The organism is Streptomyces echinatus, assembly GCF_014203595.1.
Lineage (GTDB): Bacteria > Actinomycetota > Actinomycetes > Streptomycetales > Streptomycetaceae > Streptomyces > Streptomyces echinatus.
In genome coordinates this window covers 357,870-384,173 of record NZ_JACHJK010000009.1, presented here as the reverse complement: position 1 = coordinate 384,173, position 26,304 = coordinate 357,870, and the positions used below count along the sequence as shown (strand labels likewise).

The window sequence follows — 26,304 nt, the reverse complement described above, 5'->3', positions numbered from 1 at the left end:
GCGGCAGCCGGAGATCACTGCTCGGCGAGCGGGACGGACACGTACGACGGGTCGTCCGCGGACGAGGAGAAGGTCAGCTGCGCGCCGGACGGGTTGTGCTCGGCGTAGAGCGGGTCGACGGTGTCGACCACCAGCGCGAGGCGGTGTCCTGCGGGCACGTCGTAGGCCGTGGAGAACAGGTCCAGGTCCACGCCGAACGCCTCGCCGGGCGTGCGCCCGTGCCAGGTGTAGGGCGCGTGGGTGACCAGCTTGCCGATGCCGAGCGGACCCACGTCGTACAGGTAGGCCACGAGCGTGCCGCTCTCCGCGGTCGGGGTGAGCGTGGTGTGCAGGCGGGCCGTGCCGCGCACCCGCTGGGCGTCGCCGTAGCGCTCCGACTGCCACACGGCCGCCCAGCGGCGCGGCAGCAGCGGCATCGAGGCCATCGGCGGCAGCTGGGCGACCTGGTCCAGGATGCTGGAGAGGAAGACGATCCCGCCGTCCGCGCCGGAGTCGACGTTCGCGTGGATGGTGGTCGAGCCGGCGAGCTCCACCTTCCGCCGGGTGGCGGTGACCGACTTCCAGTCCGGGTAGCCCTCGTATCCCCCCGCGCTACGGGACTTCAGCCGGACCGGCTGCTCGCGGTCGACGCCGTTGTCGACGCCCTTGAGGTAGTGGTCGAACCAGCGCCCGGTGTCCGTCCACACGTCGTTGGGCAGCCCGAACAGTCCGGTCAGCTCCGGGGTCGCGTGGTCGCCGGGGCGCAGCTGGAGCCGCTTCGGGACGGTCAGCTTCTCGTAGAAGGACGCGTACTGATTCACCGGGAAGACCGTGTCGCCCCAGGCGTTGGCCATCATGACCGCGGCGCCGTTCTTGTTCAGCTGGTCGACGTAGGTGGCGGCGGAACGCTTGCGCCCCCAGTCGATCATCTCCTGTTCCTTGTCCAGGTCGGAGGCGTACAGATTGTCGAAGATCTCGCGCAGCTCGGGGCTCTCGCGGCCGGTGAGGGTGGCCGCGCCGTCCAGCACGGCCGCCGCCTGCAGGTGCTGGGTGCGGCCCGAGTAGATCGAGTCGATCAGGTCGGCCCAGCCGCTGAGCGCGGCCACCGCCTTGATCCGCTTGTCGTGGGCGGCGGTGAGCAGGCTGATCCCGGCGCCGTACGACACGCCCGCCATGCCGATGTGCTCGGGGTCTGCCGGGGTGTGCGCGAGGGCCCAGTCGATGACCTTGGAGGCGTCCGCTGTGTCGGGCGGACCGGCCACTTCTATCTGTCCGCCGGACTGCCAGAAACCGCGGACGTTGTAGGTGAGCACGACATAGCCGGAGTCGGCGAGTTTCCGTGCCTGCGCGAGGTATTCGACCTGGGGCAGGGCCCAGCTCGTGGGCAGCACGATGAGCGGGTAGCGGCGCGAGCCGTCGGCGTCGGCGGGCGTGACGACGTTCGCCTTCAGCGGGATGCCGCCGTCGCCGGTGATGTCGACGAAACGAACGGACGGGGAGGCCTGCGCGGCCGGCGCCAGACCGACGACGGTGCCGGCGATCAGCGCCGCGGAGACGGCTCCCGCGGCGGAGGTGCGCAGCGCGGTGCGACCGTGTCCCATGGGTCACTCCTTCACTTGGCTCGGTGGCAAAGTGACCCGACGGTAACCTTGGTCCCTTACCGCAAGTAACCCGTCGGTAAGTTACGTACCAGTAAAGATTGTTGAATCACTGAGCGACCGCCTCGGCGGAGTCCGTCTCGGGAAGGGGCCGCAGCGCCGTCCGCGTCACGTCCGCGACCAGCTCGACCACGTCCGGGCCGTACGCCTGCGAGTTGAGCACCTTCAGCAGCAAGACGAACGGGCCGGTGCCGTACTTGCGGTGGAGCCGCTCGTGGTGGCGGGCCAGATAGCGGGCGGCGGCCTGGTTGGTGATGGCCCGCTGGCCGCAGAAGAGGAACACCGGGCGGGCCTGCCGGCTCTTGGCCAGGCGCACCAGCAGGACGTACTCGGAGACGCCCGGCTCCATGCGGTACCGGTCGGCGCCGATGTGGAACGCGCTCCGGTCCGGGCCGGGCTCGGGGTCGGCGTTCACGCGGATGCCCGGGAGCATCGCCGTCATGTGGGCGAGCATGCGCCGGTTGGACGCCGGCCCGCCCACGCAGAACTCGGTCCGCTCCCCGAAGCCCTGCCGGACCGTGTCCTGGGTGGCCACCTCGACGTTCGCGCCGCAGTCCTTGATCAGCCCGGAGAGTTCCAGGAGCGCGAAGACGTCGAAACGGTGGACGGCCGGCTCCGCGGTGGCCGGGTCCCGGTTGACGACGAGCAGGGACTCCGAGTTCTCGGGCAGCCCGAAGAACTCCTGTTTGCGCCGCAGCTTGCGCCGCCACAGATAGGTGCGGGCCAGCCAGCCGAGCGCGGCGCTGATGCCGGCCGCGATGACGCCCAGGGCGATGTTGCGCACGTCGTCGTTCATGGCCGCGCATGTTAGCGGCCCGTGGTGACCTCGTACGGACCGGTGTTCGATGTGTGACGTTCGTGTGGCAGCCCCCGGAGGCGTACTGTCGGTACTGCACCGATCTGGTTACGCTGCGCGGACTGTCCCGACGGGAGGTACGCATGGGTCGTCCAGGTACGCGGAAACTGGCGGTTCTGGCGGTCTCGGCCGCCGTGGTGTCGGTGGGGGCGGCGGCGCCGCCGGCCGCGACGACGAGCGAGACCGTCCGCAAGGTGCCCGTGGCCGTCGGCTACGGCGGCGCCGTCGCCAGCGTCGACGCGGACGCCTCCGCCGCCGGCATAGAGGTGCTCAGGCACGGTGGCAACGCGGTCGACGCGGCCGTCGCCACCGCCGCCGCGCTCGGCGTGACCGAGCCCTACTCCGCGGGCATCGGCGGGGGCGGCTACTTCGTCTACTACGACGCCAAGTCGCGTACGGTGCACACCATCGACGGCCGCGAGACCGCACCGCTCAGCGCCGACTCCGACCTGTTCACGGAGAACGGCAAGCCGCTCGCCTTCGCCGACGCCGTCAGCAGCGGCCTGGGCGTCGGCACCCCGGGCACGCCCGCCACCTGGCAGACGGCGCTGGACCAATGGGGCAGCGAGCGGCTCGGCACCCTCCTGCGGCCCGCCGAGCGGCTGGCCCGCGACGGCTTCACCGTGGACGACACCTTCCGCTCGCAGACCGCGTCCAACGAGACGCGGTTCCGCTACTTCCCGGACACCGCACGGCTGTTCCTGCCGAACGGCCGGCTCCCCGTCGTCGGCTCCACCCTGAAGAACCCCGAACTCGCCCGCACCTACGAGCAGCTGGGCCGTCAGGGCGTCGGCGCGATCTACCGCGGGGACATCGGCGACGACATCGTCAAGACCGTCGAACACCCGCCGGTGGACCCCGCCTCGGGCTGGAACGCCCGCCCCGGCAAGCTGGCCGAGAAGGACCTCGCGGTCTACCGCGCCAAGCTCCAGGCGCCCACCAGGACGTCGTACCGCGGTCTGAACGTGTACTCCATCGCGCCCTCCTCCTCCGGCGGCACCACGGTCGGCGAGGCGCTCAACATCCTGGAGGGGACGAACCTCTCCAAGGCGAGCGAGGTGCAGTACCTGCACCACTTCATCGAGTCGAGCCGGATCGCCTTCGCCGACCGCGGACGCTGGGTCGGCGACCCCGCCTCCGAGAACGTGCCCACGAAGCAGCTGCTGTCGCAGCGGTTCGCCGACTCCCGCGCCTGCCTGATCAAGGACGACGCCGTCCTCGGCAGCCCGCTCGCCCCCGGCGACCCGCGTCACCCGGCGGCCTGCGGCAAGGGCGGTACGGCGGCCCCGACAACCTACGAGGGCGAGAACACCACCCACCTGACGGTGGCCGACAAGTGGGGCAACGTCGTCGCCTACACGCTCACCATCGAGCAGACCGGCGGCAGCGGCATCACCGTGCCGGGACGGGGCTTCCTGCTCAACAACGAGCTGACCGACTTCTCCTTCGCGCCGGCCAACCCGGCCGTGCACGACCCGAACCTGCCGGGCCCGGGCAAGCGCCCGCGCTCCTCGATCTCCCCGACGATCGTCCTGGACCGGCACGGCAAGCCCGTCGTGGCGGTCGGTTCACCCGGCGGGGCGACCATCATCACCACCGTGCTGCAGACGCTCACCGGATTCCTCGACCGGCACCTGCCGCTCGTCGACGCCATCGCCGCACCCCGCGCCAGCCAGCGCAACGCGGCCCAGACCGAGCTGGAACCCGCCCTGTACGACAGCGATCTGCGCAAGCGGCTGGAGGCCGTCGGCCACAACTTCAAGCTGAACCCCGAGATCGGCGCGGCGACCGGCGTACAGCGCCTGCCGAACGGCAAGTGGCTGGCCGCCGCCGAGAAGGTACGACGCGGCGGCGGCTCGGCGATGGTGGTGGACCCGGCGCCGTAGCGGAACCGGATCACAACTCGGGGGCGGGTGGCCGGGCTTCGTCCGTGCGGAAGTCCAGCCGTCCGTCCCGTACGTCCACCGTGACCCGGCTTCCCTCGGTGATCGTGCCGTTCACCAGCAGCCGGGACAGCTGGTTGTCCACCTCCCGCTGGATGGTGCGGCGCAGCGGCCGGGCGCCGTACTCCGGCTGGTAGCCGCGTTCGGCGAGCCAGTCGACGGCCGCGTCGGTGAACTCGACGCCGATGCCCTGCCCGTGCAGCAGCCGCCGGGTGCTCTCCAGCAACAGGTCGGTGATCTGCCGCAGTTGCTCGCCGGTCAGCTGCCGGAAGATCACGATCTCGTCGATCCGGTTGAGGAACTCGGGCCGGAAGTGCTCGCGCAGGGGCCGCAGGATCTGCTCGCGCCGCGCCTCCTCGTCGGCGTCCGCGCCGCCCGGCCCGAACCCGATGCCCGCGCCCCGCCGGGTGATCGCCTCGGAGCCGAGGTTGCTCGTCATCACGATGACTGTGTTGGTGAAGTCCACGGTCCGGCCCTGGGAGTCGGTGAGCCGGCCGTCGTCCAGCACCTGCAGCAGGATGTTGAAGACGTCCGGATGCGCCTTCTCCACCTCGTCCAGCAGGAGCAGCGAGTACGGATGCCGGCGCACCACCTCGGTGAGCTGCCCGGCCTCCTCGTGTCCGACGTATCCGGGCGGGGCGCCCACCAGCCGGGAGACGGTGTGCCGCTCCTGGTACTCGCTCATGTCGAGGCGGACCATGCGGTCCTCACTGCCGAACAGGGCCTCCGCGAGCGCCCGCGCCAGCTCGGTCTTGCCGACGCCGGTCGGGCCGAGGAAGAGGAAGCTGCCGATCGGCCGGTGGGGGCTGGCGAGCCCCGCGCGGGAGCGCAGTACCGCCTCGGACACCACCGCGACGGCCTCCTCCTGGCCGATCACCCGCTGGTGCAGGTGCGCCTCCAGGCCGAGCAGCCGCTCCTTCTCCTCCTGGGTCAGCCGGCTGACCGGGATTCCGGTCTGCCGGGACACCACCTCGGCGATGGCCTCCGCCGTCACCTCCAGCTGTCCCTCGTCGGCCTTGTCCTCGTTGCTCGCCTCGACGATCTGCCGCTTCAGCTCCCCGATCCGGTCGCGCAGCTGCTTGGCCTGCTCGTAGTCCTCGTCGGCGACCGCCTGGTCCTTGTCCCGGACCAGCTGCTCGACCGAGCGTTCCAGCGCGCGGACGTCGGTGCCCTTGGTCCCGGCGCCGAGCCGGACCCGCGCGCCCGCCTGGTCGATCAGGTCGATCGCCTTGTCCGGCAGCCGACGGTCGGTGAGGTACCGGTCCGACAGCTCGACGGCGGCGACCAGCGCCTCGTCGGTGTACTGGACCTGGTGGTGGGCCTCGTACCGGTCGCGCAGCCCGCGCAGGATCTCGACCGTGTCCTCGACGGTCGGCTCCGGCACCAGGACCGGCTGGAAGCGGCGGGCCAGCGCCGCGTCCTTCTCGATCCGGCGGAACTCCTCCAGCGTGGTCGCGCCCACGATGTGCAGCTCGCCCCGGGCGAGGGCGGGTTTGAGGATGTTCCCGGCGTCCATCGCGCCGCCCTCGCCACCGGAACCGGCGCCGACGACGGTGTGCAGCTCGTCGATGAACACGATCAGCCGGTCGGAGTGGGCGCGGATCTCCTCGACGATGTTGTTCAGCCGCTCCTCGAAGTCGCCCCGGTAGCGGGTGCCGGCCACGACCCCGGTGAGGTCCAGGGCGACGACCCGGCGGCCCGCCAGGACGTCCGGTACCTCCCGGTCGGCGATGCGCTGGGCGAGGCCCTCGACGATGGCCGTCTTGCCGACGCCCGCGTCCCCGATGAGGACCGGGTTGTTCTTGCCGCGCCTCGACAGCACCTCGATGGTCTGCTCGATCTCCGTGTCCCGGCCGATGACCGGGTCGATCCGGCCCTGCCGGGCCAGCTCGGTCAGATCCCGGCCGTACTTGTCCAACGTCGGCGTGCCGGTGGGCCGCTGCCGCTCCGGGCGGGGCTGCGGGGCCTCCGGGGCCTCGGCCGGCAGGCCGCCCGCCGAGAACCGGGCCGCGTTCAGGATGTGCCCGGCCGCCGAGTCCGGATTCGCGGCCAGCGCGCTCAGCACGTGTTCGGGGCCGATGTACCCCGCGCCGCTCGCCCGGGCCATGTCGTGGGCGTCCAGCAGGGCGCGTTTGACGGCCGGGGTCAGCGACAGCGAGGTCGGCGGCGGCGCCTCGTCCGGCGCGTGCTGGACGGGGCCGGCCCGGTCGTCGATCTCCGTCGCGAGCGAGTCAGGGTCCGTGCCCGCCCGGCTGAGCAGGCTCCGGGTGGGCTCCGTCGACACGGCCGCGCGCAGCAGGTGCTGGGTGTCCAGGTCCCGGCTGCCGTGCTCGGCGGCGTACTGGGCGGCTCCTCTGACCAGGTCCCGGGCCGGCTGGCTGAGCAGGCGGCCGATGTCGATGTGGCGCGGTCCCTGCGCTCCGCCGGGCAGACCGCCGAAGAAGCGGGCCATGAATTCACCGAAGGGGTCAGGAGGGTAGCCGTTGGTCATGGCGTGGGTTCCTTCGCTGACGACATGCGGAGCGGCCGGGTAACCCGGGGGCGGGTTGCTCATGCCCACGATGACACGATCCGTGGGGGCGGGCATGTTCGCCGATGAGGGCGCGGGCCGCTCCGGTGCGGCGCCCGCCCGCCGTGCGCGTCCGCCGCCCGGTTCCCAAGCGACTTCACACGGTCTCGCGACGCCCGTCCGCCGTGCGCGGTCGCGGGCAAGGCCTCTCGCGCTGCTTCACACCGCCCCGCGGCGCCCGCCCGCACGGCTTCCCGCGTGACTTCTCACCGTCCCGCGGCGCCCGCCCCCGTGCGCGTCCGCCCGCGCGGCTCCCCGTGCCGCCTCACGCCGGTGCCGCGGCCGTGAGGATCCGGGGTCCGGAGTCGGTGACGGCCACGGTGTGCTCCGCGTGGGCGGCCCGGGAGCCGTCGGTCGTGCGCAGGGTCCAGCCGTCGTCCGCCTCGTAGTAGGTGTCCCGGCCGCTCGCGATGAGCATGGGCTCGATGGCCAGGACCATGCCCGCGCGCAGCGGCAGCCCGCGGCCCGGGCGGCCCTCGTTGGGGACCTCGGGGTCCTCGTGCATACGGCGGCCCACGCCGTGGCCGCCGAAGCCCTGCGGGATGCCGTAGCCCGCCGTGCGGCAGACCCGGCCGACGGCGTGCGCGATGTCGCCGACGCGGTTGCCGGGCACGGCCGCCGCGATGCCCGCCGCCAGGGCCCGCTCGGCGGTCTCGATCAGCCGGAGGTCCGCCGGGCGCGCGCGGCCCACCACGAAGCTGACGGCCGCGTCCCCGGCCCACCCGTCCAGCTGGGCGCCGCAGTCGACGGAGACCAGGTCGCCGTCGCGGAGCCGGTACGCGGTGGGGATGCCGTGCACCATCGCGTCGTTCACCGAGGCGCAGATCACCGCGGGGAAGGGGGTCGGGGCGAAGGAGGGCCGGTAGCCGAGGAACGGCGAGGACGCGCCCGCCTCGCGCAGCACCCCCCGGGCCACCTCGTCCAGCTCCAGCAGCGAGACGCCGACGTGGGCCGCCTCCCGCACGGCTGTCAGGGCGCGCCCGACCACCCGGCCCGCACGGTGCATCGCGTCGATCGACGTGTCCGTCTTCAGTTCCACCATGCCAATTACTATACCGGTATTTGAATGGGGGCGGGTGACGGGCAGAATGGGGGCATGGTGCGCACCCCCCTCACCCCGGAAGAACGCGAGCGCGGCGAGCGGCTCGGGCGGCTGCTGCGTGAGGCGCGCGGCGACCGCAGCATGGCCGACGTCGCCGCCGAGGCGGGCGTCTCGGCGGAGACGCTCCGCAAGATCGAGACCGGCCGGGCCCCGACGCCGGCGTTCTTCACGGTGGCCGCGCTGGCGGGTGTGCTCGGACTGTCGATGGACGAGCTGATGGCGCGGTGCGCACCGGCCGTCGTCTGAGGTGCCCCCGGGGCGCCGGCCGCGCCGGGCGCGAGATCCGGCCGACAGCCGTCCGCGCACTGCCGGAAAACTCTCCGTAGCGAGCCCGTAACACAACTGGTGTTGCCTACCGGACGGAGTGCTTGCCGGCAGCCGGGCGGGAGCTGGACCATGGCGGATCGACTCCCCGCTCGCATGCGGGAGTTCGCGAGCTACCTGGACGGCCTGCTGGCCCGTCTCGACCAGGGGGCGGGCTGGTGCGGGGTCTTCTGGCAGCGCGACCCCGACGGCATGCAGGCATGCCTGGACGGGCGTGAGGCACCCCCCTGGGACGTGGTGGAGGCCCTGCTGGAGGACCTCGGCGGAATGTACGGCCGGGCCACCGCGACGGCCGAGCGGGAACGGGCCCGCGCCCTGCACGCCGCCGCGCTCGGCGCGCACGACGCCCGGCCCGGCGCCCGGGAGGACCTGGCCGACCGCCTCGACGTCATGCTCCGCGAGCGGCGCTACGCCGCGGAGCGCCACGCCGGACTGGCCCGACTGCTGTCCGCCCCCGCGCCCGGAACGGACACCGACTCGCTGCGCACGGACCTCGCCTGGGCGCGCGACGACCACCGGCGCGCCACCGCACGCTGCGACGAACTCCGGGCACGCATCGACGAGTTGGACCGGTCGGCGGCGCTCTCGTCCCCCGGCCGGGACGCGGCACCGGCCCCCGCCCGGACCCCGGCCCGCGTGGTGCCCCCGGCCCCCGCTCCTGCGGACACCCCCGCCGCGCCCCGCAGACGCCGTAGGGGCAGTGCCCGGTTCGCCGGGCTGGACGCGGACCAGGGCGCCGCCCCCGCCGCCGCGCCAGGGGCCCCCGCGCCCATGACCCCGGACGCCGCCGTGCGCCGTACGCCCCGCGGGGCCCGGTTCGCGGGCGCCGCGCAGCCCGCCGAGGCGGCGGCCGGGGCCCTCGCCTCGGCGGACGAAGAGGCTGGTACCGAGGTCGCCGGGGCCGTCGGGCGGCTGGCGCGGCTGCGGGCCGAGGGGCGCAGCGGCGAGGCGCATGTGCTGCTGGTGGAGCTCGCGGCGTGGCCCGCCGGCCGGCTGCCGCTGCTCGCGGACGCCCTGCACCGCTCCGGGCTCGGCGCCGACTGGGCCACCCTGCTGTGGGAGTCCGCCGCCCTGCCCGCCGAGCGGCTGGTCGACGCCGCCGACGCGCTCGCCGCGGCCGGCCGGGACACCGACGCGCACCGGATGCTGCTGCAGGGCGTGGCGCGGCCCGCGGAGCAGATCGGCGCGGCCGTACTGCGGCTGGACGGAGAGGGCCGCCACCGCGAGGCGCGAGCCCTGCTGGACGCCTGTGTGCGGGCCCGTCCGCCCCAGGAGGCCGCCCGGTGCGCCGCCGCCGGCCCCCGGCACCTCGTGCCCCTCCTGCTGGAGGCCGCGCTCGGCGTCTCCGAGGAGCGGCACTGGGACCTCGTGCACGCCCTGCGCGTCGCCGGACACACCCTGTGACCGAGAGGTGCCTCAAGGCCTCCCGGTCTGTCCCGGTACGCCCCTGCGGGCCGCGGGATCCGCTCACCCACAGGAGTGTGAAACGTGATCGACTCAGCGGGTTGACGACGATGGTCTTGGCAAGGGCCCCGCGGAGGCTTACGTTCGTGCCTCTACGCCCTGCTCTACGGGCGTAGAGGCTCTGACGGTCGTGTCGAAGGAGCAGCTCATGGCCAACGTCGTCCGCGCCGCTCTGGTCCAGGCCACCTGGACCGGCGACACCGAGTCCATGGTGGCGAAACACGAGGAGCACGCCCGCGAGGCGGCTCGCCGGGGCGCGAGGATCATCGGGTTCCAGGAAGTCTTCAACGCCCCCTACTTCTGCCAGGTCCAGGAACCGGAGCACTACCGCTGGGCCGAGCCGGTGCCCGACGGGCCGACCGTGCGCCGGATGCGGGAGCTGGCCCGCGAGACCGGCATGGTGATCGTCGTCCCGGTGTTCGAGATCGAGCAGTCCGGTTTCTACTACAACACCGCCGCCGTGATCGACGCCGACGGGACCTGCCTCGGCAAGTACCGCAAGCACCACATCCCGCAGGTCAAGGGCTTCTGGGAGAAGTACTACTTCAAGCCCGGCAACCTGGGCTGGCCCGTCTTCGACACCGCCGTCGGCAAGGTCGGCGTCTACATCTGCTACGACCGGCACTTCCCGGAGGGCTGGCGGCAACTCGGCCTCAACGGCGCCCAGCTGGTGTACAACCCGTCCGCCACCCACCGGGGCCTGTCCGCCCACCTGTGGCAGCTGGAACAGCCCGCGGCGGCCGTCGCCAACGAGTACTTCGTCGCCGCCATCAACCGGGTGGGGCAGGAGGAGTACGGCGACAACGACTTCTACGGGACGTCGTACTTCGTCGACCCGCGCGGGCGGTTCGTGGGCGAGCCGGCCGACGACAAGACCGAGGAACTCGTCGTACGCGACCTGGACTTCGACCTCATCGAGGAAGTGCGGCAGCAGTGGGCCTTCTACCGCGACCGCCGCCCCGACGCCTACGAAGGGCTGGTGCAGCCGTGAACGACCTCTACTCCCGCCACCGCCGGATCATGCCCGACTGGCTCGCCCTCTACTACGACGACCCGATCGAGATCACCCACGGCGAGGGGCGGCACGTCTGGGACTTCAACGGCCGTCGGTACCTGGACTTCTTCGGCGGCATCCTGACCACGATGACCGCGCACGCGCTGCCCGAGGTGACCAAGGCGGTCAGCGAGCAGGCCGGCCGGATCATCCACTCCTCCACGCTCTACCTCAACCGGCCGATGGTCGAACTCGCCGAGCGCATCGCCCAGGTGAGCGGCATCCCGGACGCCCGGGTGTTCTTCACGACCTCCGGCACCGAGGCCAACGACACCGCCCTGCTGCTCGCCACCGCCCACCGGCGCAGCAACACGATCCTGGCGATGCGCAACAGCTACCACGGCCGCTCCTTCAGCGCGGTCGGCATCACCGGCAACCGCGGCTGGTCCCCGACCTCGCTCTCTCCGCTGCAGACCCTGTACGTCCACGGCGGCGTGCGCACCCGGGGACCGTTCGCGGGTCTCGACGACCGCGACTTCATCGACGCCTGCGTCGCCGACCTGAAGGACGTCCTCGGCCACACCCGGCCCCCGGCCGCGCTGATCGCCGAACCCGTCCAGGGCGTCGGCGGGTTCACCTCACCGCCCGACGGGCTGTACGCCGCCTTCCGTGACGTGCTGAAGGCCCAGGGGATCCTGTGGATCGCCGACGAGGTGCAGACCGGCTGGGGCCGCACCGGCGACCACTTCTGGGGCTGGCAGGCGCACGCCCGCAGCGGCCCGCCGGACATCGTCACCTTCGCCAAGGGCATCGGCAACGGCATGTCCATCGGCGGCGTCATCGCCCGCGCCGAGATCATGAACTGCCTGGACGCCAACAGCATCTCCACCTTCGGCGGCACCCAGATCACCATGGCCGCCGGGCTCGCCAACCTCGGCTACCTGCTCGAACACGACCTCCAGGGCAACGCCCGGCGCGTCGGCGGCCTGCTCATCGAGCGCCTGCGGGCGGTCACCGCCCAGCTCCCCGGGGTACGGGAGGTGCGCGGCCGCGGACTGATGATCGGCGTCGAGCTGGTCAAGCCCGGCACCGACGAGGCCGACCCGCGGACCGCCGCCGCCGTGCTGGAGGCGGCACGCCAGGGCGGGCTGCTCATCGGCAAGGGAGGAGGGCACGACACCAGCGCCCTGCGGATCGCCCCGCCGCTGTCCCTGACCGTCGCCGAGGCCGAGGAAGGGGCAGCCATCCTCGAAGAGGCGCTGCGCAGTTCGTACTAGGCGCCACGCGGGGAGAACCGTGACGGGGCCCGCCGGCGGACGTCCGCGGGGTCCGTCGTGGCCGGTCGCGCAGTTTCCGCGCCCCTCCCGGGGGCGCCGCCCAGCACCGTCCGAGCAAGGGATACGGCCATGGCATCCGACTCCGACACGCGCAGCCCCGTCCGGCAGCCACCGGATCCCGTCCTCTCGGTCCGCCAGGTGCTCGGCCTGGAGCGGGTCCTCGCCGGGGACCCCGAGGTGGTCGCCGGAGCCGGGCAGCTCGACCGGCCCGTGCGCTGGGTGCACGTCGCCGAGGCGGCCGACGTCGGCGTGATGCTCAGCGGCGGCGAGATGGTGCTCACCACCGGGGTGCTCCTCGCCGGGGACGAGGCCAAGCAGGCCGAGTACATCCAGTCCCTGCACCGGGCCGAGGCCGCCGCCGTCGTGCTCGGACTCGGCCGCGCCTTCCCGACGCCGCCCGAGGTGATGCGCCGGGCCGCCGAGCGGTGCGGGCTGCCCATGGTCGTCCTGCACCGGCCGTTCCCCTTCGCCGAGCTGACGGAGGAGGTCCAGTGCCGGCTCGTGCGGCGCAAGTTCGCCGCCGTCAGTCTGTCGGAGACCGTGCGGACCGCCCTCACCGCGCTCATCACGGCCGGTGCCCCGCTCGGGCGGCTGCTCGACGAGATCGCCCAGCACAGCGGCTGCCCGGTCGTCGTCACCAACCTCGCCCACCGCGTCCTCGCCACGGCGGGGGAGCGGCCCGCGGTGGACGACGTGCTGCGCGACTGGGAGCGGATCGCCCGGCAGGCCGGCGGCGGCCCGGGCGACGGCTGGATCCACGCCGAACTCGGCGGACGCGGCGAGCGGTGGGGCCGGCTGGTGCTGTGCGGCTACCGAGGCGACCCGGCCACCGGGGGACTGCTCGCCGACCGGGCCGCCGAGGCGCTGGTCCTGCACCGCATGCTCGGCGGCGGCTCCGCGCCCACCTGGGAGGAGCAGTCCGCCCAGAGCCTGCTCACCGACCTGGCCTCCGGGGTCGTACCGGCCCGGCAGCTGCTGCCGCGGGCGCGTGCGGCCGGGCTCCCGGTCAACCGGCGGATCTTCGTCCCGCTGGTCGTACCCGGCGCGGATCCGGCCGGACTCGGGCGCGTGCTGCGGCTGTTGGGGCTGCCCGGGCTGGTCGCCGAGCTGGCCGACGGGGTCGTCGCCGTGCTGCTCAGCCTCGCCCGCGACCAGCAGGCCGAGACGCTGACCGCGCACTTCGCGGCCCGGCTGCGCGGCGAGACCGGGCCGGCGCCGACGGTCGCCGCCGCCGGCCCGCGCACCAGCTGGGACGACGTGCCCGCCGGGCTGCGCGAGGCCCGGCACGTGGCCGACGCCGTCGCCGACTCCGCGGCCGCCCGCGACCTGCCGGCCGTCGTCCGGCTCCGGGACGTCCATCTGCGCGGGCTGGTCCGGCTGCTGCGGGACGACCCGCACGTGCAGTCCTTCGCCGAGCGGGAGCTGGACGGACTGCTGCGCGAGCCCGAACCGGAGCTGCTGAACGTCCTGCGGACCTATCTGGCGACGGGCCGCAACAAGTCCCGCACCGCCCTGCTCCACCATGTCTCCCGGCCGGCCCTGTACCGCCGCCTGGAGGCGATACAGACCCGCCTCGGCGTCGACCTGGACGACTTCGAACAGGCGGCCTCCGTGCACATCGCGCTCCTCGCGCACGACGCGCAACAGGGGTGAAACATGCGAAGACCTGCGACAACGGCGGTGAAACATGGGACGGCGCAGACGTGACACGGTGGCACGCCGGTCGCCCGCGGACGTGACACGCTGCCCGTCGAACCGGCCCTCGGCGCTTCCTAGGCTCACCGCACACCGAGCTACCGGAGGTCCCGATGAGCCGAGTGATCCGTGCCGCCCTCTTCCAGACCGCCTGGACCGGCGACAAGGAATCCATGATCCAGGTCCACGAGCAGGCGGCCCGCGACGCCGCCGCCCAGGGCGCCCAAGTCCTCTGCTTCCAGGAGCTGTTCTACGGCCCCTACTTCTGCCAGGTCCAGGACAAGGCGTTCTACGAGTACGCCGAGCGGATCCCCGACGGTCCGACCGTCCGGCGCTTCCAGGCGCTCGCCCGCGAGCTGGGCATCGTCCTCGTCCTGCCCATGTACGAGGAGGAGCAGCCGGGCGTCCTGTACAACACCGCGGCCGTGATCGACGCGGACGGCTCCTACCTCGGCAAGTACCGCAAGACCCATATCCCGCAAGTGCAGGGCTTCTGGGAGAAGTTCTACTTCCGTCCCGGCAACAGCGGCTGGCCCGTCTTCGACACCGCCGTCGGCAGGATCGGCGTCTACATCTGCTACGACCGCCACTTCCCCGAGGGCTGGCGGGCGCTGGGCCTCGCCGGTGCCGAGATCGTCTTCAACCCCTCGGCCACCTCCCGCGGCCTGTCCCGCTACCTGTGGCAGCTGGAGCAGCCGGCGGCGGCCGTCGCCAACGAGTACTTCGTCGGCGCGATCAACCGGGTCGGCGTGGAGGACCTGGGCGACAACGACTTCTACGGCACGACGTACTTCGTGGACCCGGAGGCCCAGTTCGTCGGCGAGCCGGCGAGCGACAAGGAGACCGAACTCGTCGTCCGCGACCTGGACATGGCCAGGCTCCGCGAGGTCCGCGACCGCTGGCAGTTCTACCGCGACCGGGCGCCGGGGGCCTACGGACCGCTGACGGCGCCGTAGGGGAAAGCGCCCCCGAAGGGGCGCGGGGAACCGCGCGACAGCCACAGACGACCCGCAGACGGTCACGAGAGAGAGGCACCCCATGACCACGCGCACCGTCATCCGCGGCGGCCTAGTCATCACCGCGTCCGACGAGATCCACGCCGACGTCCTGATCGAGGACGGCCGCATCGCCGCCCTCGCCGCCTCCGGCACCCCCGCGGCCGAGGCGTTCACCGCCGAGAAGGTCATCGACGCCACCGGCAAGTACGTCATCCCGGGCGGCGTCGACGGCCACACCCACATGGAGATGCCCTTCGGCGGCACCACCGCCGCCGACACCTTCGAGACCGGCACCCGCGCCGCCGCCTGGGGCGGCACCACCACGATCGTCGACTTCGCCATCCAGAGCGTCGGCCACACCCTGCGCGAGGGACTGGACGCCTGGCACGCCAAGGCCGAGGGCAACTGCGCCGTCGACTACGCCTTCCACATGATCGTCTCCGACGTGAACGACGAGACGCTGAAGGAGATGGACCTGCTGGTGGAGGAGGGCGTCACCTCCTTCAAGCAGTTCATGGCCTACCCCGGCGTCTTCTACTCCGACGACGGGCAGATCCTGCGGGCCATGCAGCGCGCCGCCGACAACGGCGGGCTGATCATGATGCACGCCGAGAACGGCATCGCCATCGACGTGCTGGTCGAGCAGGCGCTGGCCCGCGGCGAGACCGACCCGCGCTACCACGGCGAGGTCCGCAAGGCCCTGCTGGAGGCCGAGGCCACGCACCGCGCCATCCGGCTGGCCCAGGTCGCCGGAGCCCCGCTGTACGTGGTGCACGTGTCGGCCCTGCAGGCGGTGGCCGAGCTGACCCGTGCCCGGGACGAGGGGCTGAACGTCTTCGGCGAGACCTGCCCGCAGTACCTGTTCCTGTCCACCGACAACCTCGCCGAACCCGACTTCGAGGGCGCCAAGTACGTGTGCAGCACTCCGCTGCGGCCCCGCGAACACCAGGCGCACCTCTGGAGGGGGCTGCGGACCAACGACCTCCAGGTCGTCTCCACCGACCACTGCCCCTTCTGCTTCACGGGCCAGAAGGAGCTGGGCCGCGGCGACTTCTCCAGGATCCCCAACGGGTTGCCGGGCGTGGAGAACCGTATGGACCTGCTCCACCAGGCGGTCGTCGACGGGCACATCTCGCGCCGCCGCTGGATCGAGATCGCCTGCGCCACCCCGGCGCGCATGTTCGGCCTGTACCCGAAGAAGGGCACCATCACCCCGGGCGCCGACGCCGACGTCGTCGTCTACGACCCGCACGCCGAGCAGGTGATGTCCGCCGGCACCCACCACATGAACGTCGACTACTCGGCGTACGAGGGCAAGCGCGTCACCGGCCGCGTCGAGACGGTGCTGTCACGCGGCCGGGTCGTCATCGACCAGCGGGAGTACACCGGACACGCCGGCCACGGCGTCTACACCCCGCGCTCCACCTGTCAGTACCTGAACTAGGAGTGGCGCCCATGGACTTCGGACTCGTCCTGCAGACCGACCCGCCCGCCTCCCGCGTCGTCAGCCTGATGAAACGGGCCGAACGCAACGGCTTTCGCTACGGCTGGACCTTCGACTCCGCCGTGCTCTGGCAGGAGCCGTTCGTGATCTACAGCCAGATCCTGGCGAACACCCAGAAGCTGAAGGTCGGCCCGATGGTCACCAACCCGGGCACCCGCACCTGGGAGGTCACCGCCTCCACCTTCGCCACCCTCAACGACATGTTCGGCAACCGCACCGTCTGCGGCATCGGCCGCGGCGACTCCGCGATGCGTGTCGCCGGCCGCAAACCCAACACCCTCGCCCGGATCAGCGAGGCCATGAAGGTCATCCGTGCCCTCGGCCGCGGCGCGGAGGCCGACCTCGGCGGCACCAGGATCCACTTCCCGTGGGTCGGGGAAGGCGCCGAACTCCCGGTCTGGATGGCCGCGTACGGCCCCAAGGCGCTGAAGATGACCGGTGAGGAGGCCGACGGCTTCATCCTCCAGCTCGCCGACCTGTACCTGACCGAGTACATGGTGAAGGCCGTCAAGGACGCGGCGGCGGCGGCCGGCCGTGACCCCGCCGAGGTGACGATCTGCGTCGCCGCCCCCGCGTACGTCACCGAGGACGACTCGCCCGAGGCCCTCGCCCACGCCCGCGACCAGTGCCGCTGGTTCGGCGGCATGGTCGGCAACCACGTCGCCGACCTGGTCGCCAAGTACGGCGAACACTCCGCCCAGGTCCCCGAGGAACTCACCGACTACATCAAGGCCCGGCAGGGATACGACTACGCCCACCACGGCCGCAGCGACAACCCGGACACCCGGTTCGTACCCGACGAGATCGTCGACCGCTTCTGCGTCATCGGCCCCGCCGAGAAGCACATCGAGAAACTGAGGGCACTGCGCGCCCTGGGCGTCGACCAGTTCGCGGTGTACGACATGCACGACGCGCAGGAGGCCACGATCGACGCCTACGGAAGCCGGGTGATCCCCGCCGTCAACGCCTGAACCGCTCCCGCGAGTCCGCCCCCCACGCTCCTCCTGGTCTCCCCTCCCCGCCGTCCCGGGGAGGGGGCTGGTGCCCGCAACGGCCTCTCCCGATCCGTCTCTCCCCGATTGGCCAGCCCATGACCGACACCGCTCACCCCGCCATACCCACGTCCGGCCAGGTCACCCTCCCGGACGGGCGCGTGGAACTCGCCCCCGGCACACCGCCGCCCAGCGGCCCCTACGCCAACGAGGACCTGCTCCCGGTCCCCACGGCGAGGCGCACCTGGACCACGTACAACTTCTCGGCCCTGTGGGTCGGCATGGCCCACAACACCGCGTCCTGGACCCTCGCCTCCGGACTGATCGCGGTGGGCATGGACTGGAAGCAGGCGGTGTTCACCATCGCCCTCGCCAACCTGATCGTGCTGGTCCCGATGCTGCTCACCGGGCACGCCGGCCCGAAGTACGGCATTCCCTTCCCCGTCTTCGCCCGCGCCTCCTTCGGCGTGCGCGGCGCCAACCTGCCCGCCGTCGTCCGGGCGCTGGTGGCGTGCGGCTGGTTCGGCATCCAGACCTGGATCGGCGGCGAGGCCATCTACTTCCTCGCCGGGAAACTGATCGGCGACAGCTGGACGGACGCCGCGCACGTCGGCGGCCACGCCTGGACCATGTGGCTGTCGTTCGCGATCTTCTGGGCCCTCCAGGTCGCCATCATCCACCGGGGCATGGAGACCATCCGCCGCTTCGAGAACTGGGCCGCGCCGTTCGTCCTCGTCGGGGCCCTCGTGATGCTGTGGTGGATGAGCAGCAAGGCCGGCGGCGTCGGCCCGCTCTTCGGCCAGCCCTCCCGGCTCGGCTGGGGCGGGGAGTTCTGGAAGCTGTTCTGGCCCTCCCTGATGGGCATGATCGGCTTCTGGTCCACGCTGTCGCTGAACATCCCGGACTTCACCCGCTACGGAAAGAGCCAGAAGGCGCAGACCTGGGGCCAGGCGCTCGGCCTGCCCACCACGATGACCCTGTTCGCGTTCCTGTCGGTCCTGGTCACCTCCGGCTCGCAGGCGGTCTACGGTGAGCCCGTCTGGGACCCGGTGCAGCTCGCCGCCAAGACGGACAACGTGGTCGGCCTGCTCTACGCCCTGGTCACCGTGCTGGTCGCCACCCTGTCCGTGAACATCGCCGCCAACCTGGTCTCCCCGGCCTTCGACTTCTCCAACGTCGCGCCCAGGAAGGTGAGCTTCCGCACCGGAGCGCTCATCACCGCCGTCCTCGCGGTCCTCATCTTCCCCTGGAAGCTGTACTCCGACCCGCAGAGCTACATCTTCACCTGGCTCGGCCTGGTCGGCGGTCTGCTCGGCACCGTCGCGGGCATCCTCGTCGCCGACTACTGGCTGCTGCGCCGCACCCGACTGGACCTCGCCGACCTGTACCGAGCGGGCGGCCGCTACTGGTACACGGGCGGCTGGAACTGGCGGGCGGTCGTCGCCTTCCTGGCGGGCGGTGTCCTCGCGATCGGCGGGGCGAGCCTGAAACCCCTGATCGACGGCCGCCCCGTCCCGGCGCTGTCCCCGCTCGCCGACTACGGCTGGGCGGTGGGCCTGGGCACCTCCTCGGTGCTGTACCTGGCACTGACCCTGGCATCGGGCCGGGACCGGCGCACCGGCTGAGCCCGTCGGCACTCCGCCGCGGCGGGCGCGGTCCGGGCGGAAACCGGCCGGGAGCCGGGCGTTGTCCGGCAGGATGCCGGTGAGGCGCGCCCGGCTCCGCCACCGGGAAACGGGGAACGGGCACCAGCGAGGTCCCGCAGGGCGCCACCAACGGCACCCGCGTCAACGACCGTGTCCTGACGCCGGCCCGGGCCGTCCGCCTGCGCGACGGCGACCGGGTCGAACTCGGCCCTCGGGTCGGCTTCGTGGTCCACGGAGTCGAGGACGTGCCGGCTGAACCGGCGGACTGAGCAGGGGCGGCCGGGGGTTGGCCACCGGGCGTCCGGGGCCTCGGCTCCGGCGGCCGCGGGCTCAGCCCCGGCCGCCGCCCAGCGCGGCCACCGCGGACTTCGCCGCCTTGATGGCCCCCTTGTTGATCTCGTCCGTGTCGGGGGCCTTCTTGGACTCGAAGTCGCTGCCGCTGTAGGTGACGACGACGAGGGCGTTGGCGACGCGGGCCAGCACCACGCCCTCACGCGTCTGCTGGCCGTCCTCCGTGGTGAGGTTCACGACCGAGTAGGCGCTGTCCCCGAGCCCCGGGACGGTCCCGCCGCCGCTCCGTTCCGCGACCCGCTGCTCGTACCCCTTCTTCGCGTCCTGCTCCGACGCGCCGATCTCGAACGACACGTCGAGCCAGCGGTAGTCGTAACCGTGCAGCGCGTTCCAGGAGCAGGTGCGGCGCAGCTTGGTGTCCGTCGACGGGATCTCCTTGCCGGCCGTCTTCGCCCCGGGCACCAGGGACTTGACGGTGGCCGCGGGCACACCGGCGCAGGGCGCGGGCGCGGTGGAGTAGGCGTTCGCCGCGGCCGTGGAGGAGGGCGCGGCCGTGACGGAGGACCCCGCGGGTGTGTTCTGGACGGTCTGGTGACCGGCGGCGGCGGGTGGGGCCGCCGGACCGGACGTCAGCGCCCAGCCGGCGCAGGCGAGTACCGCGACCGGCGACAGACGCGCGGTGAGCGCGAGCGGCAGAGGAAGGGAACGCACGGCGCACTTCTCGTGGGGGAGGTGGTGCGGAGGGGTCCGCAATGTGGACGGGGACGACAGTGTCACACGACTGTCTGTGGGGCGGAAGCGGAAACTCGCTGCGTGCTCGCCCGGTGACAGAACCCTTCGGCAGATGTCCCTTTCACCCCCTTACGTCGCCGCCACACCCGCGCCGCCACACCCGCGCCGCGCCACTTCGCCGACCGCCACCCCGGCGGACGTACCCCCGGACGCCGCGGCTACGGCACCCTCGCCGTCCACTCCGGCGAGGTGAACTTGGTGCGCGCCAGCTCCCGCGCCCGGGCCAGTTCCCCGTCGGTGACCTTGCCGGGCGCCAGCCCGTACCGTGCGCGGAAGGACTCGATCATCCGGTCGATCACGGCCTCACGCGCCAGCCCCGTCTGCCGGCGCAGCGGATCGACCCGCTTCTTCGCGCTCGCCGTCCCCTTGCCGGAGAGTTTCTCCCGCCCGATCCGCAGGACCTCGACCATCTTGTCGGCGTCGATGTCGTACGACATGGTCACGTGGTGCAGCACGGCACCCGGACCCCCGCCCGGTCCGACGACCCGCTTCTGCGCCGCGCCCGCGATCTTGCCCTGGTCCGTGGCGATGTCGTTCAGCGGCTGGTACCAGGCCCGGATGCCCATGTCGCCGAGCGCGCCCAGCACCCAGTCGTCCAGATAGGCGTAGCTGTCCTGGAAGGACAGGCCGTGCACCAGGGACTCGGGCACCGACAGCGAGTAGGTGATCGTGTTGCCGGGCTCCACGAACATCGCGCCGCCGCCGGAGATCCGCCGCACCACCTCGATGCGGTGCCGGGCGGCGCCCTCCGGGTCCACCTCGTTGCGCAGCGACTGGAAACTGCCGATGATCACCGCCGGAGCCGCCCACTCCCACACCCGCAGCGTCGGTGGCCGCCGGCCCGCCGCGACCTCGGCGGTCAGCACCTCGTCCAGCGCCATGTGCAATGCCGGCGGCTGCGCGGGCTCGTGGATCAGCTGCCAGTCGTAGTCGGTCCAGTCCGTGGCGTGCGCGAGCGCGCGGCGCACCGCGACGCCGACGCCCTCCGAGGTCAGGCCGTACAGCACCGTCCCCGCCGGGAGCGCCGCGTCGATCCGCGCGGCCAGCCCGGCCGTGCCGGTGTCCGCGGGCGCGCCCTCCAGCGCGCCGTTCACCGCCTCCAGCGCCTCGTCCGGCTCCAGGAAGAAGTCGCCCGCCACGCGCACGTGCCGCAGCACCCCGTCCTCGACGTCCACGTCCACCACGACGAGCTTGCCGCCGGGCACCTTGTACTCACCATGCACCGCCATGGCCTCCGTTCCTGCCGCACGGGATCAACGCGGGGCGCGGTCGCGGTGTTCCCGGAAGCCGATCACCTCCGTACGCTTCACCCGGAAGCCGTATCCGAGCGGAGGAGCACGCTGTTGTTCACCACCCGGCCCACCCTCCAAGGCACCTTCGGCATGGTGTCGTCCACCCACTGGCTGGCCTCCCAGTCGGCGATGGCGGTCCTGGAGGAGGGCGGCAACGCGTTCGACGCGGCCGTGGCCGGTGCCTTCGTGCTGCACGTCGTCGAGCCCCACCTCAACGGGCCGGCCGGCGAGGTGCCGATCCTGCTCGCCCCGGCGGGCGGTGCCGTGCGCGTGCTGTGCGGACAGGGCGTCGCCCCGGCGGGCGCCACCCCGGCCCACTACCGGGGGCTCGGGCTGGACCTCGTACCGGGCACCGGACCGCTCGCCGCCGCCGTGCCCGGCGCCTTCGACGCCTGGCTGCTCCTCCTGCGCGACCACGGCACGAAGTCCCTGGACGACGTCCTGAAGTACGCCGTGGGATACGCCGAACACGGGCACGCGCCCGTGGACAACGTCGGCGCGACCGTCGAGAGCGTACGGCGGCTGTTCGAGACCGAGTGGACCTCGTCGGCCGAGGTGTACCTGCCGGGCGGCAGGGCGCCCCGGCCCGGCACGCTGCTGCGCAACCCGGCGCTCGCCGCCACCTGGAAGCGGCTGCTGGCCGAGACCGCCCACGCCGGCGACCGGGAGGCGCGGATCGACGCCGCGCGCGAGGTGTGGCGCTCCGGCTTCATCGCCGAGGCCCTGCTGCGGCAGTCCCGGCGGCCCACCCTGGACACCAGCGGCGAGCGGCACACCGGCACGCTCACCGAGGCCGACCTGGCGGGCTGGTCGGCGGGCTACGAGACACCGGTGACGTACGACTGGAACGGCTGGACCGTGTGCAAGGCCGGCCCGTGGAGCCAGGGCCCCGCCTTCCTGCAGCAGCTCGCCCTGCTCCCGCCCGAGCTGCCCGCCTACGGTTCCGCCGAGTACGTCCACCTGCTGATCGAGGGCTGCAAGCTGGCCATGGCCGACCGCGAGGCCTGGTACGGGGACGCGGCCGAGGTGCCCCTCGCGGACCTGCTGTCCGACGGCTACAACGCCGAGCGGCGGGCCCTGATCGGCGCGAAGGCCTCCTACGACCTGCGGCCCGGCAGCCCCGGCGGACGGGTACCGCGGCTGACCGCACAGGCGCACGCGTGCGTGCCGGCCGGCGCGGTGCCCGGCTTCGACCCGATGGGCGCCGGCGAGCCGACCGTCGCGCCGCTGCCCGGCGATCCGGCCCTCGCGGACGTGACCGGGGAGGCGCAGGTGACCGGGGAGAGCCAGGTGGCCGCCGACGGCACGACCCAGGGGGACACCTGCCACCTGGACGTCGTCGATCGCTGGGGCAACATGGTCGCGGCCACGCCCAGCGGCGGCTGGCTGCAGTCCAACCCGGTCGTCCCCGAACTCGGCTTCCCGCTCGGCACGCGCCTGCAGATGACCTGGCTGGAGGAGGGCCTGCCGAGCACCCTCACCCCCGGCCGCCGCCCCCGCACCACGCTCACCCCGTCCCTCGCACTGCGCGGCGGGGTGCCCGTCATGGCGTTCGGCACGCCCGGCGGCGACCAGCAGGACCAGTGGCAGCTGCACTTCTTCCTGGCCGCCGTGCTGCGGGCCCCCGTCCGCGGCGGCCTCGACCTCCAAGGCGCCATCGACGCCCCCAACTGGCACAACGACAGCTTCCCCAGTTCCTTCCACCCGCGCGGGCGACGCCCCGGCAGCGTGACCGTGGAGTCCCGCACGGCCCCCGAGGTGATCGAGGAGCTGCGGCGGCGCGGCCACGACGTCACCGTCGGCCCCGCCTGGTCCGAGGGGCGGCTGTGCGCGGTGGCCCGGGACCCGGAGACGGGCGTGCTGTCGGCGGCGGCGAACCCGCGCGGGATGCAGGGATACGCCGTCGGCCGCTGACGGCCCGGCCGGGTTTCCCGTCCTTCATCCGGATTCCACCCCGCGTACACCCGCGGGGCGGGGCCTGTCAGTGGGGCGTGTTCTCATAAGAGGCATGTTCGAAGAGACGGAAACCATCGACGAGTTTCTCGCCCGCTGCTCGGCCGACGTGGAGGAAGCGGTCCGCAAGGCCGCCGCGGCCGAGATCCTGCCCCGCTTCCGCCGCCTCGCCGCGCACGAGGTGGACCAGAAGAGCGGCCCGCACGACCTGGTGACGGACGCCGACCGCCTCGCGGAGCTGCGGCTCACCGAGGACCTCGGCTCGCTGCTGCCCGGCTCGGTGGTGGTCGGCGAGGAGGCCGTGCACGCCGACCCGGCGGTGTACCAGGCCCTCCAGGGCGACGCACCCGTCTGGATCGTCGACCCGGTCGACGGCACCCGCCAGTTCGTCCACGGCGACGACGGCTTCTGCACCCTGGTGGCCCTCGCCCACCGCGGCGTCGTCATCGCCTCCTGGACCTACGCCGCGGCCCGCGACCAGCTGGCCACCGCCGTCCGCGGCCGGGGCGCCTTCCTGGACGGCGAGCGCCTGTTCGCGGGCCCGCCGGAGCCCGGCCGGGACCTCGTCGTCGCCACCTCGCACCCGGACTACACCACCGACGACCAGAAGCGCGCGCTGCGCGCCCTGTGGACCGACGGCCTCGCCCCGCGCCCGTGCGGCTCCGCCGGCCTGGAGTATCTCGCCGTCGCCCGGGGCGAGTCGGACGCCGTGGCGTTCTCCTGGGAGGCCGCCTGGGACCACGCGGCCGGTCTGCTCCTGGTCGAGGAGGCGGGCGGCACGCACCTCACCCTGTCCGGCGAGCCGTTCCGGGTCACCGGCGGCAACGCCCTGCCGTTCACAGCCGCCCGGGACACGGCCACCGCCCGCCGGGTGGCAGGCCTGCTGCGCACCGGTTCCTGACCCCGCCGGGGTCACCCGGGCCGGGGGAGTGTCCGTCCCCCGGCATATCCTGACCCGGAATGGCCGTCGGCTGACGAAGGGGTCCGAAGGTGCCGTCGATGCTCGATGCGGTCGTAGTGGGTGCGGGTCCGAACGGACTGACGGCTGCCGTGGAGCTGGCCCGTCGCGGCTTCTCCGTGGCCCTGTTCGAGGCGAAGTCCACGGTGGGCGGCGGCGCCCGCACCGGGGAACTGACCCTCCCCGGCTTCCGGCACGACCCGTGTTCGGCCGCCCACCCCCTCGGCATCAGCTCCCCGGCGTTCCGCGCCCTGCCGCTCGACCGGTACGGCCTCGAATGGCTGCACGCCCCGCTGCCCATGGCCCACCCCTTCCCCGACGGCACCGCGGCCGTGCTGTCCCGCTCGGTCGCCGAGACCGCGGCCTCCTTCGGACCGCGCGACGCGGGCGCGTACCGCAGACTGGTCGAGCCGCTCCTCGCCCACTGGGACACGCTGGTACGGGACTTCATGTCGCTGCCGCTGACCGCGCTCCCGCGCGACCCCGTCACCCTGGCCCGCTTCGGACTGGCCGGCCTCCCGCCGTCCACGTGGCTGATGCGCCGCTTCAAGGACGAGCGGGTCAAGACCGTCTTCGCCGGCCTGGTCGCCCATGTGATGGCACCGCTCGACGGTCTGGCCACGGGCGCCATCGGACTGGTCTTCGCCCTCGCCGCCCACGCCCACGGCTGGCCGGTGCCCCGCGGCGGCTCCCAGGCCATCTCCGACGCCCTCGCCGGCTACCTCGGCGACCTCGGCGGCGAGGTGCACACCGACTACGAGGTCAAGCGCCTGGACGACCTGCCGCCCGCCCGCGCGTATGTCTTCGACACCTCGCCCGCCGCGCTCGCCCGCATCGCCGGCTTCGGCGACTACTACGCGAACTACCGCTACGGCCCCAGCGTCTTCAAGATCGACTACGCGCTGGACGGCCCGGTGCCCTGGACCGCACCCGAGGCCCGCGTCGCCGGCACCGTCCAGATCGGCGCCGACCACACCGAGATCGGCACCGCCCTGCGCGCCGCCTCCCGGGAGGGCCGCGCCCCCGACAAGCCGTTCCTGATCACCGTGCAGCCCAGCGTCGTCGACCCCGGCCGTGCCCCCGAGGGCAAGCACGTCTTCTGGGCCTACGGCCATGTGCCGAACGGCTGGTCCGGGGACCTCACCGAGGCCATAGAACGCCAGCTGGAACGCTTCGCCCCCGGCTTCCGCGACCGCGTGCTCGCCCGCGCCACCGCCGGACCCGCCGAGATGGCCGCCCGCAACGCCAACTACGTCGGCGGCGACATCGCCTGCGGCGCGGCCTCCGGACTCCAGCTGCTGCTGCGCCCCAGACTGTCCCTGTTCCCCTACCACACACCCCACCCGGCCGTCTTCATCTGCTCCTCGGCCACCCCGCCGGGCCCCGGGGTCCACGGCATGTCCGGCCACAACGCGGCCAAGGCGGTCTGGCGGAGACTGAGGCAGACATGACCACCATCACCCTCGTCCAGGGCGACATCACCCGGCAGCGCGCCGACGCCATCGTCAACGCCGCGAACTCCTCGCTCCTCGGCGGCGGAGGCGTGGACGGCGCGATCCACCGCCGCGGCGGCCCCGCCGTCCTGGACGAGTGCCGTGCCCTGCGCGCCTCCCGGTACGGCAAGGGCCTGCCCACCGGCCAGGCGGTCGCCACCACGGCGGGCGAGCTCGACGCCCGCTGGGTGATCCACACCGTCGGCCCGGTGTACAGCGAGAGCGAGGACCGCTCGGAGCTGCTCGCCTCCTGCTACCGCGAGTCCCTGCGCGTCGCCGGTGAACTCGGCGCCCGTACGGTGGCGTTCCCGGCCGTCTCCACCGGCGTCTACCGATGGCCGATTCAGGACGCGGCCCGGATCGCGGTGGAGGCGGTACGGAGCACCCGGACGGCCGTCGAAGAGGTGCGCTTCGTCCTCTTCGACGACCGGGCCTACGACGCGTTCGCCCGCCAGGTCGGCTGA

Annotated in this window: 20 protein-coding genes and 1 pseudogene; 15 read left to right on the top strand and 6 right to left on the bottom strand. The window is 72.9% G+C overall.

Translation table 11 applies throughout. The features are described 5' to 3' along the window. Positions 1-14 precede the first annotated feature (14 nt). Positions 15-1,580, bottom strand: a complete 1,566-nt coding sequence (locus tag FHS34_RS26005; protein ID WP_184969584.1) for an alpha/beta fold hydrolase — start codon at positions 1,578-1,580, stop codon at positions 15-17. A gap of 106 nt (positions 1,581-1,686) precedes the next feature. Continuing rightward, entirely contained in the window at positions 1,687-2,433 is a 747-nt protein-coding gene (locus FHS34_RS26000; protein WP_184969582.1) for a hypothetical protein, read from the bottom strand. Positions 2,434-2,576: 143 nt separating this feature from the next. Between FHS34_RS26000 and ggt the strand changes: the two genes are divergently transcribed. Further along, positions 2,577-4,379, top strand: a complete 1,803-nt coding sequence (ggt, locus tag FHS34_RS25995; RefSeq protein WP_184969580.1) for a gamma-glutamyltransferase — start codon at positions 2,577-2,579, stop codon at positions 4,377-4,379. Between the two features lie 10 nt (positions 4,380-4,389). On the opposite strand, the gene FHS34_RS25990 is transcribed toward ggt, so the two are convergent. Together FHS34_RS25990 and map are read right to left on the bottom strand one after the other, a co-directional pair. After that, complete coding sequence (locus FHS34_RS25990; RefSeq protein WP_184969652.1) at positions 4,390-6,927, bottom strand: ATP-dependent Clp protease ATP-binding subunit; 2,538 nt, start codon at positions 6,925-6,927, stop codon at positions 4,390-4,392. 343 nt (positions 6,928-7,270) lie between these two features. Then, a complete protein-coding gene (gene map, locus FHS34_RS25985; RefSeq protein WP_184969578.1) occupies positions 7,271-8,047 on the bottom strand; it encodes a type I methionyl aminopeptidase in 777 nt (258 codons plus the stop codon). Between the two features lie 54 nt (positions 8,048-8,101). Between map and FHS34_RS25980 the strand changes: the two genes are divergently transcribed. The 10 genes and pseudogenes from FHS34_RS25980 to FHS34_RS25935 all read left to right on the top strand — a co-directional run. Next, positions 8,102-8,353 (top strand): helix-turn-helix domain-containing protein, encoded by a 252-nt coding sequence (locus FHS34_RS25980; RefSeq protein WP_184969576.1) that lies wholly within the window; start codon positions 8,102-8,104, stop codon positions 8,351-8,353. 150 nt (positions 8,354-8,503) lie between these two features. Beyond that, positions 8,504-9,835 carry a hypothetical protein gene (locus tag FHS34_RS25975; RefSeq protein WP_184969574.1) on the top strand — a complete coding sequence of 444 codons (1,332 nt, stop codon included), beginning with the start codon at positions 8,504-8,506 and terminating at the stop codon, positions 9,833-9,835. A 208-nt stretch (positions 9,836-10,043) separates the two neighbouring features. Further along, on the top strand, positions 10,044-10,886 hold the full coding sequence (locus tag FHS34_RS25970) for a nitrilase-related carbon-nitrogen hydrolase (RefSeq protein ID WP_184969571.1): 843 nt from the start codon (positions 10,044-10,046) through the stop codon (positions 10,884-10,886). 29 nt (positions 10,887-10,915) lie between these two features. After that, positions 10,916-12,166, top strand: coding sequence for an aspartate aminotransferase family protein (locus tag FHS34_RS25965; RefSeq protein WP_184969650.1), 1,251 nt, complete (start codon positions 10,916-10,918; stop codon positions 12,164-12,166). A 129-nt stretch (positions 12,167-12,295) separates the two neighbouring features. Then, entirely contained in the window at positions 12,296-13,879 is a 1,584-nt protein-coding gene (locus FHS34_RS25960; RefSeq protein WP_184969569.1) for a PucR family transcriptional regulator, read from the top strand. A gap of 155 nt (positions 13,880-14,034) precedes the next feature. After that, the gene (locus tag FHS34_RS25955; protein WP_184969567.1) at positions 14,035-14,877 is read left to right on the top strand and encodes a nitrilase-related carbon-nitrogen hydrolase; all 843 of its coding nucleotides are present in this window, start codon (positions 14,035-14,037) and stop codon (positions 14,875-14,877) included. An 82-nt stretch (positions 14,878-14,959) separates the two neighbouring features. Next, positions 14,960-16,363, top strand: coding sequence for a dihydropyrimidinase (gene hydA, locus FHS34_RS25950; RefSeq protein ID WP_184969565.1), 1,404 nt, complete (start codon positions 14,960-14,962; stop codon positions 16,361-16,363). 11 nt (positions 16,364-16,374) lie between these two features. Then, positions 16,375-17,394 carry a TIGR03842 family LLM class F420-dependent oxidoreductase gene (locus FHS34_RS25945; protein ID WP_184969563.1) on the top strand — a complete coding sequence of 340 codons (1,020 nt, stop codon included), beginning with the start codon at positions 16,375-16,377 and terminating at the stop codon, positions 17,392-17,394. 119 nt (positions 17,395-17,513) lie between these two features. Next, a complete protein-coding gene (locus FHS34_RS25940; RefSeq protein WP_184969561.1) occupies positions 17,514-19,040 on the top strand; it encodes an NCS1 family nucleobase:cation symporter-1 in 1,527 nt (508 codons plus the stop codon). A gap of 149 nt (positions 19,041-19,189) precedes the next feature. Further along, positions 19,190-19,330, top strand: a pseudogene (locus FHS34_RS25935) (FHA domain-containing protein); the annotation flags it as partial. Positions 19,331-19,391: 61 nt separating this feature from the next. On the opposite strand, the gene FHS34_RS25930 reads toward FHS34_RS25935, so the two are convergent. Together FHS34_RS25930 and lplAB are read right to left on the bottom strand one after the other, a co-directional pair. Then, a complete protein-coding gene (locus FHS34_RS25930; protein ID WP_184969559.1) occupies positions 19,392-20,063 on the bottom strand; it encodes a hypothetical protein in 672 nt (223 codons plus the stop codon). A gap of 239 nt (positions 20,064-20,302) precedes the next feature. Beyond that, positions 20,303-21,367, bottom strand: a complete 1,065-nt coding sequence (gene lplAB / locus FHS34_RS25925) for a lipoate-protein ligase LplAB (RefSeq protein ID WP_184969646.1) — start codon at positions 21,365-21,367, stop codon at positions 20,303-20,305. 120 nt (positions 21,368-21,487) lie between these two features. Here lplAB and FHS34_RS25920 point away from each other — a divergent pair, with 120 nt between their 5' ends. The 4 genes from FHS34_RS25920 (at position 21,488) to FHS34_RS25905 (ending at position 26,304) form a co-directional block, all read left to right on the top strand. Continuing rightward, positions 21,488-23,350 (top strand): gamma-glutamyltransferase family protein, encoded by a 1,863-nt coding sequence (locus FHS34_RS25920; RefSeq protein WP_184969557.1) that lies wholly within the window; start codon positions 21,488-21,490, stop codon positions 23,348-23,350. Between the two features lie 94 nt (positions 23,351-23,444). After that, the gene (locus tag FHS34_RS25915; RefSeq protein WP_184969555.1) at positions 23,445-24,290 is read left to right on the top strand and encodes an inositol monophosphatase family protein; all 846 of its coding nucleotides are present in this window, start codon (positions 23,445-23,447) and stop codon (positions 24,288-24,290) included. 89 nt (positions 24,291-24,379) lie between these two features. Continuing rightward, entirely contained in the window at positions 24,380-25,798 is a 1,419-nt protein-coding gene (locus FHS34_RS25910) for a phytoene desaturase family protein (protein ID WP_184969553.1), read from the top strand. After that, positions 25,795-26,304, top strand: coding sequence for an O-acetyl-ADP-ribose deacetylase (locus tag FHS34_RS25905; protein WP_184969551.1), 510 nt, complete (start codon positions 25,795-25,797; stop codon positions 26,302-26,304). The genes FHS34_RS25910 and FHS34_RS25905 overlap by 4 nt, the downstream gene beginning before the upstream one ends.

What these genes read in the sequence shown, in the direction of transcription:
- map (WP_184969578.1), bottom strand. Translation starts at nt 8,047, where the DNA reads ATGGTGGAACTGAAGACGGACACGTCGATCGACGCGATGCACCGTGCG.
- FHS34_RS25915 (WP_184969555.1), top strand. Translation starts at nt 23,445, where the DNA reads ATGTTCGAAGAGACGGAAACCATCGACGAGTTTCTCGCCCGCTGCTCG.
- FHS34_RS25905 (WP_184969551.1), top strand. Translation starts at nt 25,795, where the DNA reads ATGACCACCATCACCCTCGTCCAGGGCGACATCACCCGGCAGCGCGCC.
- FHS34_RS25960 (WP_184969569.1), top strand. Translation starts at nt 12,296, where the DNA reads ATGGCATCCGACTCCGACACGCGCAGCCCCGTCCGGCAGCCACCGGAT.
- FHS34_RS25945 (WP_184969563.1), top strand. Translation starts at nt 16,375, where the DNA reads ATGGACTTCGGACTCGTCCTGCAGACCGACCCGCCCGCCTCCCGCGTC.
- FHS34_RS25990 (WP_184969652.1), bottom strand. Translation starts at nt 6,927, where the DNA reads ATGACCAACGGCTACCCTCCTGACCCCTTCGGTGAATTCATGGCCCGC.
- FHS34_RS25940 (WP_184969561.1), top strand. Translation starts at nt 17,514, where the DNA reads ATGACCGACACCGCTCACCCCGCCATACCCACGTCCGGCCAGGTCACC.
- hydA (WP_184969565.1), top strand. Translation starts at nt 14,960, where the DNA reads ATGACCACGCGCACCGTCATCCGCGGCGGCCTAGTCATCACCGCGTCC.
- FHS34_RS25975 (WP_184969574.1), top strand. Translation starts at nt 8,504, where the DNA reads ATGGCGGATCGACTCCCCGCTCGCATGCGGGAGTTCGCGAGCTACCTG.
- FHS34_RS25970 (WP_184969571.1), top strand. Translation starts at nt 10,044, where the DNA reads ATGGCCAACGTCGTCCGCGCCGCTCTGGTCCAGGCCACCTGGACCGGC.
- FHS34_RS25955 (WP_184969567.1), top strand. Translation starts at nt 14,035, where the DNA reads ATGAGCCGAGTGATCCGTGCCGCCCTCTTCCAGACCGCCTGGACCGGC.
- FHS34_RS26000 (WP_184969582.1), bottom strand. Translation starts at nt 2,433, where the DNA reads ATGAACGACGACGTGCGCAACATCGCCCTGGGCGTCATCGCGGCCGGC.
- ggt (WP_184969580.1), top strand. Translation starts at nt 2,577, where the DNA reads ATGGGTCGTCCAGGTACGCGGAAACTGGCGGTTCTGGCGGTCTCGGCC.
- FHS34_RS26005 (WP_184969584.1), bottom strand. Translation starts at nt 1,580, where the DNA reads ATGGGACACGGTCGCACCGCGCTGCGCACCTCCGCCGCGGGAGCCGTC.
- FHS34_RS25980 (WP_184969576.1), top strand. Translation starts at nt 8,102, where the DNA reads ATGGTGCGCACCCCCCTCACCCCGGAAGAACGCGAGCGCGGCGAGCGG.
- FHS34_RS25965 (WP_184969650.1), top strand. Translation starts at nt 10,916, where the DNA reads ATGCCCGACTGGCTCGCCCTCTACTACGACGACCCGATCGAGATCACC.